Origin of the sequence: Candidatus Gromoviella agglomerans, assembly GCF_021065005.1 — a bacterium.
GTDB lineage: Bacteria > Pseudomonadota > Alphaproteobacteria > CAJXXZ01.
Window position 1 is genome coordinate 344,365 of the sequence record NZ_CP069247.1, and the last position, 13,266, is coordinate 357,630.

10 protein-coding genes and 4 tRNA genes are annotated in these 13,266 nt (G+C 32.2%); 2 read left to right on the forward strand and 12 right to left on the reverse strand.

From position 1 onward, the window contains the following. Nucleotides 1-180 precede the first annotated feature (180 nt). From ligA to dprA, 3 genes are all read right to left on the reverse strand, one after another. Nucleotides 181-2,280, reverse strand: a complete 2,100-nt coding sequence (gene ligA, locus Gromo_RS01425) for an NAD-dependent DNA ligase LigA (RefSeq protein WP_231158697.1) — start codon at nt 2,278-2,280, stop codon at nt 181-183. 116 nt (nt 2,281-2,396) lie between these two features. Continuing rightward, the gene (topA, locus tag Gromo_RS01430) at nt 2,397-4,709 is read right to left on the reverse strand and encodes a type I DNA topoisomerase (protein ID WP_231158698.1); all 2,313 of its coding nucleotides are present in this window, start codon (nt 4,707-4,709) and stop codon (nt 2,397-2,399) included. 137 nt (nt 4,710-4,846) lie between these two features. Beyond that, nucleotides 4,847-5,974 (reverse strand): DNA-processing protein DprA, encoded by a 1,128-nt coding sequence (dprA, locus tag Gromo_RS01435; RefSeq protein ID WP_231158699.1) that lies wholly within the window; start codon nt 5,972-5,974, stop codon nt 4,847-4,849. 60 nt (nt 5,975-6,034) lie between these two features. Between dprA and Gromo_RS01440 the strand changes: the two genes are divergently transcribed. Further along, nucleotides 6,035-6,685, forward strand: a complete 651-nt coding sequence (locus Gromo_RS01440) for a phosphatidylserine decarboxylase (protein ID WP_231158700.1) — start codon at nt 6,035-6,037, stop codon at nt 6,683-6,685. A 139-nt stretch (nt 6,686-6,824) separates the two neighbouring features. Here the strand turns inward: Gromo_RS01440 and trmB are convergent, their stop codons facing one another. The 8 genes from trmB to Gromo_RS01480 all read right to left on the reverse strand — a co-directional run bounded on the left by trmB (nt 6,825) and on the right by Gromo_RS01480 (nt 12,129). After that, nucleotides 6,825-7,511: a tRNA (guanine(46)-N(7))-methyltransferase TrmB gene (gene trmB / locus Gromo_RS01445; RefSeq protein WP_231158701.1), complete on the reverse strand. Its 687-nt coding sequence runs from the start codon at nt 7,509-7,511 to the stop codon at nt 6,825-6,827. Nucleotides 7,512-7,597: 86 nt separating this feature from the next. After that, entirely contained in the window at nt 7,598-8,935 is a 1,338-nt protein-coding gene (gene lnt, locus Gromo_RS01450) for an apolipoprotein N-acyltransferase (protein WP_231158702.1), read from the reverse strand. Continuing rightward, nucleotides 8,932-9,423, reverse strand: coding sequence for an rRNA maturation RNase YbeY (gene ybeY / locus Gromo_RS01455; protein ID WP_231158703.1), 492 nt, complete (start codon nt 9,421-9,423; stop codon nt 8,932-8,934). Before ybeY ends, lnt begins: the two co-directional genes overlap by 4 nt. Before the next feature lie 156 nt (nt 9,424-9,579). After that, nucleotides 9,580-9,652: transfer RNA gene (locus Gromo_RS01460), tRNA-Thr, on the reverse strand. 1 nt (nt 9,653) lies between these two features. Then, nucleotides 9,654-9,734 (reverse strand) — tRNA-Leu (locus tag Gromo_RS01465). A gap of 124 nt (nt 9,735-9,858) precedes the next feature. Continuing rightward, the gene (locus Gromo_RS01470) at nt 9,859-11,166 is read right to left on the reverse strand and encodes a sodium:solute symporter family transporter (protein WP_231158704.1); all 1,308 of its coding nucleotides are present in this window, start codon (nt 11,164-11,166) and stop codon (nt 9,859-9,861) included. Between the two features lie 281 nt (nt 11,167-11,447). Next, entirely contained in the window at nt 11,448-12,032 is a 585-nt protein-coding gene (locus Gromo_RS01475; RefSeq protein WP_231158705.1) for a glycerol-3-phosphate acyltransferase, read from the reverse strand. Between the two features lie 21 nt (nt 12,033-12,053). After that, nucleotides 12,054-12,129, reverse strand: a tRNA-His gene (locus Gromo_RS01480). Between the two features lie 172 nt (nt 12,130-12,301). On the opposite strand from Gromo_RS01480, the gene Gromo_RS01485 reads away from it, so the two are divergent. Continuing rightward, nucleotides 12,302-12,374 (forward strand) — tRNA-Arg (locus tag Gromo_RS01485). 329 nt (nt 12,375-12,703) lie between these two features. Here Gromo_RS01485 and Gromo_RS01490 read toward each other — a convergent pair. Continuing rightward, nucleotides 12,704-13,207, reverse strand: coding sequence for a hypothetical protein (locus tag Gromo_RS01490; RefSeq protein WP_231158706.1), 504 nt, complete (start codon nt 13,205-13,207; stop codon nt 12,704-12,706). Between the last annotated feature and the right edge of the window lie 59 nt (nt 13,208-13,266).

Genomic DNA, 13,266 nt, shown 5'->3' on the forward strand with positions numbered 1-13,266 from the left:
CAAAAGACTTTACATTTTGCTATTCACACTTAAATGCATTTTTACTTTAAGGTAAATAATAGAAGTTGAAACTTTATCAACAATTCATTTTAGATCAAAACATTCATATTCTTCAGAAGAAGCATGACTAACAAAAGCAGATCAAGCTAATTGAAAATTATAAAGATGCAAATGAAAAAATCACTTTAGCATTTTTGTAATAATTGCAAATTCATTTTCATTCATGATCTGGACACCAAATTTCAATGCTTTTTGCAATTTACTGCCATCTCCATCACCTGTAAGCAAAATATCTGTATTCTTGGAGATAGTAGTCGTATAAATCCCACCAAATTTTGATATAATATTCAAAATATAAGATCTAGATCCAAGCGAAAACTTTCCTGTTATTGCAATTCTTTTGTTATCTAAAGGTAGAGTTTCTGTATTGTAATCTTCAATAGAAAGAAATTGCAATAGAGCTAACACATCAAAATAGTGTTTGCAAAAAAAAGCAACAATTTCATTTGCCACAACAGATCCGATTCCATGAATTTCACTTAAGTTTGATGCTATGAATTCTTTTTTAGCTACAAAATCAGATTGGTTTATATGATCAAACATTTTTAAGAAGTCATTTACCGATTTATACTTGTTTGCAATAATTCTTGCAGTAAATTTTCCGACTCCACGAATACCAATTGCGTATAGAAATCTATCAAAAGTCGTATTTTTCGCATTATCAATTTCTTTTAGCAAATTATCGATTGACTTATCTTTCCAAAACCTGCTCAATACAGTACGATTCAGTTTAAAGATATCCACAAAAGATTGAAGAGCGCCAGCTTTGTATAGGTATTGAACATTTTTGACTCCGAGTCCACTTATGTTCATAGCATCTCGCGAAACAAAATGAAGTATCGATGCAATTTTCTTATCTCTACAATTTGGATTTTCACAAAAAAGCAATGGAGATTCGTAACGCAGGGGAGTTTTACAACAAGGACAGAGATTTGGACATCTTATATCTGAATGCTTATTGCTTTCAGTAATATTTGCTTTTCTCACACCAATAATGTGAGGTATCACATCGCCAGCTCTTTCAACAGTGATGTAATCTCCTATTTTCATTTCCATATTGACGATTTCTTGGTAATTATGTAGCGTAACATTTGATATATTCACCCCCCCTAAGTTAATTGTCTCTATATTAGCTACAGGAGTCACCTGTCCAGTCCTTCCAACTTGCCAAGAAACATTAATTAACTTAGACACCCCTATGTTTGCGTCAAATTTATATGCTATAGCATACCGAGGATATGCTCCCGATGAGCCAATAACACTCTGTAAATTCAAATCATTAACTTTAAATACTATTCCATCGATATGACAAGGTAAATTATCACGAATTTTTGCAATATGCTCATAAAATTCAACCATTTCAGTGAGATTGGAGCATATTCTTCTTGGAACACATTCAATTCCACAATTACTCAACACAGACATAACCTGAGTGTATTTCGTAAATTCATAAAAATCACCAAAAAAACCATGTGCCATAAAACGTAATTTCTTTTGATCTTCAACAGATGCATTAATTTGCCTAAGCAATCCAGATGCAGCATGTCGCGATGTTGAAAATTTCCCTTTACACAATTCATTTATTGCAATATAGTCATTTTTATTTAGATAAACCTCTCCGCGCACCTCAAACACAGAGTTAATATCATGAAAATTCTTAAAATCATGAGAATCAAAAAATGATTCATTTCGAAAAAAAAGTTCATCAGTATTACTAATGAATTTGCTAAAATCATTCACTTCAACACAATTTTGCATTAAGTTATGACGAATATTTTGAATATAAATCGCGTTTGCTTTTACATTTTCTCCACAAGAGCCATCTCCTCTCGTCGCAAAAGATATAGCATGATGCTGATCATATTTAATGATCAAAGTCAATCCATCAACTTTCAATTCTCCAACAAATTCTATGTTCCCATCAGGACATGATTTTTGTATTCTATCAACAAACGCAGCTAACTGATCTCTCGAGTAGACATTTTTCAATGATAAGACAGGAGCTAAATGACGAATTTTATTATCTGCATCAATGCCACGTCCAATGGTAATATCTTCAAACAAGCTCTCCAATTCACATTTAAGCAAGTCATATTCCTTATCAGGAATCACAGAAACATTCTTTCCATAATACATAGCATCATAATATGTAATTTTTTCCTTCAGTTGCTTTATACGCTTTAATTTACTTGCAGAAATACTTTCTGAATTATCAAACATAAATAATAGCTAGAAAAGGAATTTTACAAAACATATGGACAGATCGCAATGTTTCTAATTTGCAACAAAGCGCTACTTCAAACAAACAATAGCTAGAAAGCATAAATCTCGACACACTACTCTTTTTTCTTGCGAGTAGCAGAATATTTCTTCTTAGCCACAGCAGTTTTTTTTCGTACAAAATTCTCTGTAACTACCTTGTTTGCCCTTTCATATATAAGATCGACAGCTCTCTCAAATGTAATGTCAAAAACATTGTCATTTTTCTTAAGCGAAGCCATAATACTACCATTTTTCACATATGGACCAAACCTTCCTATACATAGATCAAGAGGAGATTCATTATATTCTCCAAGGTTTGCTGGCAAATTGTACAGAAAAATCGCTTTATCAGGAGTAATTTCATCATTAATTCCTGTTAGCGATATATTTTTCATTTTTCCATCAAAAGACACTCGTAAATATTTACCGTAAGGTCCAGGTACAATTTCTATATCATATCCATGCTGATTTTTTAAATTACTATTTGATTCTTCTCCATCTAAAGAGCGAACATACGAGCAAGTTCCATTTGCATAAGCCGAACATCCAATAAATGGATTGATTTTACCTAATCGAAGTTCGAGACTAGAATTACATTTCGGACATATTTTACTTGCATCCCCTTGAGGAAAAAGCAAGAAGCTCAATTCATTTTGCAAAACAGATAGGACTTGAGATATTTGAATCGATGATGAATCCATAACAGTTTTAGAGAAATCAGTCCAGAAAGTCTTCATCAAATCATTAGCATTTAAGTTACCAGAAGACACTTCATCTAGAGCATTCTCCATCTCTGCAGTGAAATCGTATTCAATATACTTCGCAAAAAAATGTATCAAAAACTGAGTAACTATTATGCCACGATAGTGAGGAATCATTGCCTTGCCATCATAAAATGCATATTCTCGATCGATCAAAACTTGAAATATTCTAGCATAGGTACTTGGTCGTCCAACTCCAATTTCTTCTAATTTCTTTACCAAACTCGCTTCTGTATAGTTTGGAGATGGCTTAGTAAAATGCTGGTCTTTTAAAAATTCATTTACATTAAGTTTAGAATGAATTTCTACATCAGGAAGGAATGATTCATTATTCTTATCTCTTGAGATTATATAAAATCCATCAAATAATATCTTTGATCCACTGACAGAAAAAGTAGCACCATCTTTACTGCTTGCTTTTATATTTCTTGAAACTAATAGAGCGCTAGCCATTTGTGATGCTACAGCTCTTCTCCATATAATATCATAAACACGAAAATGCTCATCAGACAAAAATGCACGTACTTTATCGGGAGTATTTGAAAAATCGGTTGGACGAATTGCTTCATGAGCTTCTTGCGCATTCTTTGCCTTACTTTTATAAACACGAATGGATTCTGATACATATTTATCACCAAACAAATCAGAGATATTTTTTCTGCACTCAACAATCGCTTCATCACTCATAACAATGCTGTCAGTACGCATATAAGTTATTAATCCCTGCATTTCTCCATTAATTTCCATACCTTCATATAGGTCTTGCGCTATTCTCATTACGCGCACAGCACGCATATTTAACTCATTCACTGCAGACTGTTGGAGAGTCGCTGTATTAAATGGAGGATTGGGATTTTTCTTAATATTTGAATCTTGAATATCACTGATAAAAAAACTCTGTCTTTTGAGCGATTTTTCAATATTCAGGGCCATTTCTTCATTTTTGATATCCAATTTATCGAGTTTCTTTCCATCAAACTCAACAAGACGCATCAAAAGATCGTTCACTAAAGGCAGACTGAATTTACCATCAATAGTCCAATATTCTTGTGCAACAAACTTTGCAATTTCTTGAGCTCTCTCAACTAGCAATCTCAATGCAACAGATTGCACACGACCAGCTGATTTACTACCAGGTAATTTTCGCCATAAAACAGGAGAAATATTAAATCCAAACAAATAATCTATTCGCAAACGTGTTTTGTATGCATCAACCAAGCACATATCTACTTCTCTAGGGGAGTGTATTGCATTAATCACATCTTTTTTCGTAACAGCATTAAAAGATATTCTTTGCATACTTCTACCATTCACAGTAGATTTTGATTGTTTGATATCTTTTATAACTTCTGATATATGCCAAGCAATTCCTTCACCTTCTCGATCAGGATCAGTTGCTAAAATTATATTTGACACATCAGAGAGATACTTCTTCACCTCTTTTACAAACCCTTTACCACGCTCAGTCAAAATCCAACTCATAGAAAAATCACTCACATCAACAGAACCATTTTTTGATGGCAACTCACGAATATGCCCACCACTAGAAATAACCTTGTAATCTTGGCCAATATACTTCCCTATAATTTTTGCTTTTGACGGCGATTCAACTACTAGTAATTTCAAAACTTACTTAGATAAACACAATATAGGATTTTATAGGAAAATTTTTATGAAAGAGCAATAGTCATAATTGCAAATCATAAAGAATATAATTAAGAACCCAATGAAATTAAACAAATTTTCACTCACTAAACACTTAATCACTGATATCGCAAAATTACCATTCCACTAGAATCACGCTCAATCAAATCTTCAAGCTCCAATTCGTTTATCACATCAAAAAGCTCTTCCAAACTCAATCCACTTAAATCGACAAGCTTATCGATTGATGAAGGTACATTACTCAACAACTCTAAAATCTTATCCCTTGATTTTGAGCAACCATCTGTTGTTAATGATTTTTTTTCGAAATTTTTTATACTCTTTATTGCTAATTTTTCAACTGTATTCATAACAATCGGCTTATTATTCTCTATAAATCGCCTCCCAATATGTGAATAAACAGACAAGAAATCGTCCACATCCTCCAAAAGATGAGCACCCTCCTTTATCAGTGCATTTCCTCCTCTTGATCTAATATCAAAAGGATGATTTGGCACAACAAACACATCTCGCCCAGCCTCAATTGCATATTTCGCAGTAATGATCGACCCAGAATTTATACTTGCATCAACAACTATAACTCCCCAGCTTAATCCTGCAATAAGTTGATTCCTCTTCACAAACATTCGTGCGTGAGGCTCTTCTCCAAAAGCAAATCCAGATACAATAAGACCGTTCTGAGAAATATCTTTATACAGAGATGTATTCTCTAATGGATATACCTTGTCGATTCCAGAACCAAAAACCGCAATAGTCCCAGTCTTAATAGTACTTGTATGAGCAACTGTATCTATTCCTCTTGCCATTCCAGAAACAATAACAAAATTGTGCTTCCCTAATTTATTTGCAAATTGACTTGTCCATTGTTTTCCTGCTACAGATGCATTTCTTGCACCAACTATTGCAACTTTTTCTTTTTTTAGGAGATCAATATTACCTTTCACTGTCAGAATACAATCCGAATCGTATATATTTTTTAAGAGTTCAGGATATAAATCATCGTTATAAAAAATTAACTGAGCTCCAAAATTCTCAACAGATTCCATTTCTTTTTCTGCGGCTTGCCTAGAAACGATGTTTTGCACTCCAAAGACACTACCTTGCTTCATATCTTCTATGGCTTTAGTTGCCGATCCATATTTATCAATAAGCTTACGAAATTTTGTAGGTCCTACATTCTTTGATCTATACAATCTAAGCATGTCAATTTTTTCATTTAAACTCATGATTTATTGAAAAAACTAAATAATATGATACATAATATTACAATATTTCATTTATATAAAATGTTTAATAGATTTCATAAAGAAGGAATCCCTTTCATAAAATACAGCGCGATGATATCACTTATATCTATAATTTTCATTCAATCGCTATCTCTTATATCAGTTTTAGCACTAATATTTTTTCTAATATTCTTTCGCAATCCTAATAGAAAAATTCCAGACGAAAATGTAGTGGTTAGCCCTGCTGACGGATTGATTAAGAGCATTAATGTCACAAATCTACCAATAGGACTTGAAGAGTACGCTAATAATCAAAAATTTCAAAGAATCAGCATATTTCTAAATATATTTGACGTACACGTAAATAGGTATCCAACTTCAGGAAAAATTATAAGAACTCTATACCAAAAGGGTAAATTTATTAACGCAATGAATAACGCTTCCAGCGAAGTAAATGAGCAAAATCATATTGTAATTGAAAATGGATTAGAGAAAATAATCTGCACTCAAATTGCAGGGTTACTCGCAAGAAGAATAGTATCATACGCTCAAGAAGGTGAGGAATGCAAAAAAGGGGAGGAATACGGAATAATTTTATTTGGAAGCCGTGTGGATTTGTATCTCTCAGAGTCAAAATACAAAATATTGGTCAAACCGGGAGATAAAATAAAAGGAGGAGAAACTAAAATTGCAGAATTCAATGATTTATAAAGAGTAACCGGCTAATATCTGAAACAGTCAGAGATATATAATCTATAACCTAAATCAAAATCGTTCAATTAAAAAAGCAATAAGTTATTCCAAAATAAACACAATTACTTTTTCACAAGTAAAAATCCATTTTCAGTGCTCATATCTTCTTCGTACATATAGAATAGCATTGATTCACAGATTTTTTCATATACTTAGTCTGAGCCAAATCCTCAGAGTAACTTTGAATTGCTGCATCAAAAAAATCACTGGAATCATTGATAACATGCTGCATCATACAAGCATAATCGAAATTATCTGTCGCAGCATAAACCTCTCCATCTTTCTTAATAACTCTTGTCAAAGCTGATAAAAATTCATTAGAAAAAATTCTTCTCTTATTATGACGCTTCTTCGGCCATGGATCTGGAAAAAGAACATATACCTTAGTTAATACTTCATTCGGAAGCATAGATAGTAAAAACCCCACAGGCTGGCAAACAATTTTCACTCTTTTTAAGTAATCAACTTTAATATATTGACACAATTTAATTGCACCATTAAAAAATGGATCACATCCCAATATGCAAGCATCGCTATTCTTGAGCTGATACAGAATATTGTCTCCAACTCCAAAACCAACATCCATATACATTTGGCTTGTCGAATTAATAGCCAAAAAATCAAGTAACAATTTGTAAGAAATATCTTCAGATCGATTTTCTACTCCATCATTCAAGTATTTATCAATACATATTTCATTAAACACAGATACTATATTCTCTGATGCATGAAATTTTCGACTTCTGTTCGCAAACACTTTTTCAAAACTATAATGAGTGTTCATTACCACAATAAAGAATTCGCAGAATTGTAGCACACATCTTCAAACACAATGCATTTTTTCAAAATGAATATGCAATCATCTTAATATCATTTCATTCCCATTCCAAAAGAGAAAGAATTATAAGAATTATCTGCAAATTTTATTAACACTTTCCCAAGTGAGTCTATTAGACCAGATATACCAGAATTGCAGCAAACAATAATCGGCAACCTCAACTGAATCGCTCTCAATCTAGCATGTTCAAAGTATTTATTTAAAGCTAAAGAACGTCCAAACCAAGCATTATTAGCAATATTAACTATCACTAGTATTTTTTCATAATCATTATGTATTTTTTTCTTATAAAGCTGAAAAATAACGTCATAACAAATCATAGGTAAGATAAAGTATCGTTCATCAAATCTTATCAACTTAACATGATCTCCAGAATCAAAAGAGTCCAAATTCAAGGTATTCTTAAAGAATGATTGAAAGATAGGGATAAACTCTCCAAATGGCACAAGATGCACCTTATCATAATAACTAACACTAGAGTTAATAAAAAACATTGAATTGTATAGAAGATCATTATCCATCCTTACTCCGCCAAAAATCAGATCAAAACCTTCGACTGATATGAAATCTCTCTTTGCATCAATAGGTTCAAAAAAAATACTTTCAGGTAAAATTAAAATATTCCTTTTACTTTGAATAGGAAATGAAGATTCTCTCTCAATAATATTCGATAACATAGCAGGATTTGACATGTTTTTATCTGATTGAGTCATATTTGTCTGCACAACTTTAAAGCAATAGTCATTTTCAGATGGATTTTCACAAATTATATGAACATTTTCGTGGTTATGCATCAAATAAAGACATACGAGATAGTATAAAAGAAAAAAAACAAATAAATGCAAAAACCACAGCAATTTCTTCTTAGTCACAAATAACAAATACGGAATTGTCCAAAAAATTACCGATACAAATGTCAAAACATATACCGAGCCCAAATTGACAATTTGCAGCAGCACCAAATCAAACCTCATAGCCTGTCCAAGCAACAGCCACGGAATATGTGCCAATTCAAGCAAATGCTCATAAACACTCATAAACAAAGCCAACCCAATAGATTTTGTATAGAATGGGTAATCTCTCAGAAGATATAAGGCTAAGGCTATAGGAAATGCAACAATAGACCAAAAAAACACTAGCAGAAACGATAATTCACTTAAGTTAAGTATCAAGAATGGATAGATCAACCAATATAAACTGAAACTAATATATCCAAAAGCAAATGAGTAATAATACTGAAACCAATAAACCTTATCTTTAAAAATATTCTCCAACAGAAATAAAGCACTACACACAAATCCTAACGAGAATGAATAAAATGACAAAGCGAACAATATTCCTAACACAAAGGCGACAAATATTTGAATCATAATTTTTGAAAAATATTCAGAGATTTTGCACCAATCTCATTCATAATCTTCTCATTCTCATCATTATCGTGATCATACTTAAATAAATGCAACATGCCGTGAATTATAAGATCATTTAAATGATTAGAAAAACCAATTTCATTAGATTCTTCATTAATTTTTTCATAAGAGAGAATTATATCTCCTAGATATAAATCTTCTTCACATTTTGTCATCAACTCACATATACTTTCATAACCATCAAAAGACAGAACATTAGTTGAATGATCCTTTCCACGATAAAGACTATTGTATTTCATCATTTCATCATCATTTGAAAAATAAAAACTCACGTAAAATCTTCTAGATATCTTAAAAGGGAGTGCTTCACAAACTGAAGCAACTATATCACGCAAATACTTACTTGAAATACTCCACATACGTAAAGCCTTAAATTCTATCAAAAAATCAACACAATCAATTTCATTTACTACGAAGTCTTGACTCATACAACCATAAAAGCATTTTCATGATGATATGTCATATAATCCCCATATGGTAGTACTTTATCGCTTCAAAACACATCTATGAGATGCAATTGAGTAAAAATAATTCGCAAATAATAATATCAAAACTACTAAACATCAGAATTCACCGATAAACAGTGCCGAATGTCGGATTTGAACCAACGACCTAGTGATTACAAATCAATTGCTCTACCAACTGAGCTAATTCGGCATGCCCTCAACTGGACTCGAACCAGCACGACCGGAGTCCGTGGATTTTAAGTCCACTATGTCTACCATTCCATCACAAGGGCTTGGTAGATTGTATAATGCAATAAAAAGAAAAACAATCTTTCAACAAAATCATTTTTTCAAAAAATTTTAAAAAATTTACTAGAAGATGGGGGCATTAGATTTATAGCAAAATCATCACAATCTCTAACGATTGAATAAATTATTCTCCTTCATACGCTGAATCTTTGAGAAAAGATAATACGCAATCATCTGATTAACAATAGAAAACAACTCACAATATTCATTTAACATAATATATGTAAATAATCCACTAATAACAGCGCTCCATGCTCCAATAGAAGATCTGGTCAATTTTGAGAAATAACTCATCACCACAGGAACAAATATAGTACAAATCATGATGCGATAACTCTCAACAAAAACCATTATCAAATCTTGAAATGAGAAAGCGCACACTATACCCAAAACACCTACAAGAACATTTATATACCACATCTTGCGACCTTTAAAGAAATCAAAGCTCACAATCGAACTTATCGATAATAATATCGAATCAGCCGTTGAAATTATCGCTGTCAAAATAAAAAAACCAATAATTGATGAAACGTATTTAGGACAATATTGAGATATAAAATCTAATAACACACTATTAATCTTACAACAATCCACACTCTTAGCAACAAGACCAACAAAAACTGGGACCATTGCAAAAAATAATACAAATATACCTGCAAACAAAGAGCTCATTCTGGCCACAAAGGGTGATTTTGCAGAAAATAACACCTGTGCAACATCTTGCTCAATAAACAAGAATAGGAACGGAACTAAAACGGCAGAATACCCTATTCCTTCAGGCAAAATACTCTGCGATGACATAACTATAGGTTTTATATCAAACTCTTGCATCAAAAACATCAATATATAAAGCAGAACTCCAAATAAAATCAACACTTGCACTTTACTGATAATAGAGATAAATTTCATACCTCCAAATGCAACGTACAATACTATCAACAGCCATATACATGCGAACAAAAAATCTCCATTTACATCCATCGAATACAACAATTTCTTGGAAGCAATAACTTGTCCAAGAAATATACCAAATAACGCGAGAATAGATACGATAGACGCAATGTATCGTAAAACCGAGCTATCATAGTATTTTTCAAATATTTCAGGGATTGTATGTATATTCATTCCTCGAAGCTGCCCCGCTCCAAAAAATGATAAACATACCAGACCGAGCGATAATCCCAAAGCATAAAAGATTCCATACAAACCATTACTGTAAGCCATTTCTGCTGTACCAACTATCAGTCCCCCTCCAACCTGAATACCTATAAGAGTAGCAACCGTGGAGAAAAAACTTAACGATCTAACAACACTCAAAGAAGAATCAATACCTTTTTTGATTACTTTGTGATGAATCATTGTACAAATTACGTATATAAAAAATACAGAAATCAATGATAAGAATAGAAAATCCATAGACACCACAAATTCTATATTTCATCATCGTCCAACAACCCAATTAGAAAGTCAATCGAGCTATCAATAATATATGTTAATCATATTACCGTAAATCATTTAGAGATGACAAGAAGTATACAATATTAGTAAATATCACAAGAAAACGAATCAAACAAAGGAAGAAAATATTAACATATAAACTCAGTTAAAATAAATTCAAAAATCTACAACATCAATTCAGAATGTAAACTTAAATTAACGAACAGAATCGATCTCAAATACAACTCACTAATAGAAAATCAAACAATACGACGCTCATGCCCAGCAACAAGAGCGCGAATATTTTCTTTATGAGAAAAAAATATCAAACTCCACACACACACAGCAAAAGTGAGACTATCATAAGAAAACGCTCTCACAACATGCATCAGCAAAAATACCGAAACACCTACTAGTGAAGCTAAAGAAGATATCTTATACACCTTAATACAAATAATCCAAAATACAAATGCAATCAAGACGGAAATGTAATCAAGAAACAAACCAACTCCCAGAAGGGTTGAAACACCCTTACCTGCTGACTTAAATTTATACAGCGAATATATAGGATAAATATGCCCAAAAATCACGAAAAATCCAAGCAACAACAATTGAGAGAAAGAAAAAACATTCCCCACATATACAACTACAAACCCTTTCAACAGATCACATAACATTGTCAACACACCAGCAATCTTGCTCTGTCTAAAGACATTAGTAGCTCCAATGTTTCGAGAGCCAACTTGCCTTGGATCACTTATTTTCATTAGTTTAGAGATAACAACTCCAAAGGGAAAAGATCCAATACAATAAGCAAAAAGCAACCAAAGAAAAGTAGAAAACACAACATCTCCAAAAATTCATATGGGCGAGTGACCGGATTCGAACCGGCGACCTTTGGAACCACAACCCAACGCTCTAACCAACTAAGCTACACACGCCATACCAGTATGATGAGAGTGAATCAAAAAAAAATCAAGCAAAATTTGATTTTGCAAACAATTTAATCATTAATCCAGAATATTTTTCATCAAAACTAGAGCATATATACCAAATATAAAATTTACAGTCATATATATACTCACAATTCAAATTGTATGTTATGATGAGTGGTGCGCTCATAGCTCAGTGGATAGAGCGTTGCCCTCCGGAGGCAAAGGTCGTGAGTTCAAATCTCTCTGAGCGTGTAAAAGACTAATATTATGACCATAGAGGAAAGAAATTATACAATAATCTTCTTTGAAAGAATTTATTGAATAAATTAGTAAATCTTGAACTTATCACATTTATCAATTGGGAATCTATTGATGCATTTTAATAAAAAAAGAGAAATGATAATCAATTCAGAAAAAAATTCTGACATATTGCAAAATAGCATTACCAATCAAATGATATAATTTCTTGAGATCAAAACTATCTTTGAAGATCTATGCTCCAATTCATTCAAACTATTGGTCAAAGCGAGATTAATTGATCAGCTTTCAGATAAGTAACAAAACATATTGACTAATACGCCTTAGAAATCCATACATATCAACCTTGAAACCAATATGCTCGGCGCCATAGGAATAGCTCTTTTACGCTGCAAAATAAATAAGGATATAGAAAAAATCGATATATAAAAAATGAATATATATGCCTGAGAGATATATATGAAACTGCCAATAATCAACTTCACATCACCAGCTCCAATGTAGTTAATGCTAAACAATGCAAGCAAAATAATAGCGAATAAAAGACTATCAACATTAAAAACACTTGCACTTAGACCAAAAGAGCACAAACCGCTGACAAAATCTATTAATATAGAATCATTTCGAATGCGAAAATTTTCATAATCAATAAAGAACATCAATAAAATATTAAAACACCATACAGCTAGCCAAAAATCATTAAAAAAATAGAAATAAATTAACAAAAATTGCAATAAATAATGGTAATTAAACGCAAATCTCTTCAATTCATATTTGATAATTTCACAAAAATACGCAGCAAATGCAACTACAACGCACTGACTCACAAACCTTGTATAAATATCGTAATGATCTATCATATAGTTATGAAGATGTTAATAAACAC

What these genes read in the sequence shown, in the direction of transcription:
- lnt (WP_231158702.1), bottom strand. Translation starts at nt 8,935, where the DNA reads ATGATTCAAATATTTGTCGCCTTTGTGTTAGGAATATTGTTCGCTTTG.
- Gromo_RS01470 (WP_231158704.1), bottom strand. Translation starts at nt 11,166, where the DNA reads ATGGATTTTCTATTCTTATCATTGATTTCTGTATTTTTTATATACGTA.
- dprA (WP_231158699.1), bottom strand. Translation starts at nt 5,974, where the DNA reads ATGAGTTTAAATGAAAAAATTGACATGCTTAGATTGTATAGATCAAAG.
- Gromo_RS01440 (WP_231158700.1), top strand. Translation starts at nt 6,035, where the DNA reads ATGTTTAATAGATTTCATAAAGAAGGAATCCCTTTCATAAAATACAGC.
- trmB (WP_231158701.1), bottom strand. Translation starts at nt 7,511, where the DNA reads ATGAACACTCATTATAGTTTTGAAAAAGTGTTTGCGAACAGAAGTCGA.
- ybeY (WP_231158703.1), bottom strand. Translation starts at nt 9,423, where the DNA reads ATGAGTCAAGACTTCGTAGTAAATGAAATTGATTGTGTTGATTTTTTG.
- ligA (WP_231158697.1), bottom strand. Translation starts at nt 2,280, where the DNA reads ATGTTTGATAATTCAGAAAGTATTTCTGCAAGTAAATTAAAGCGTATA.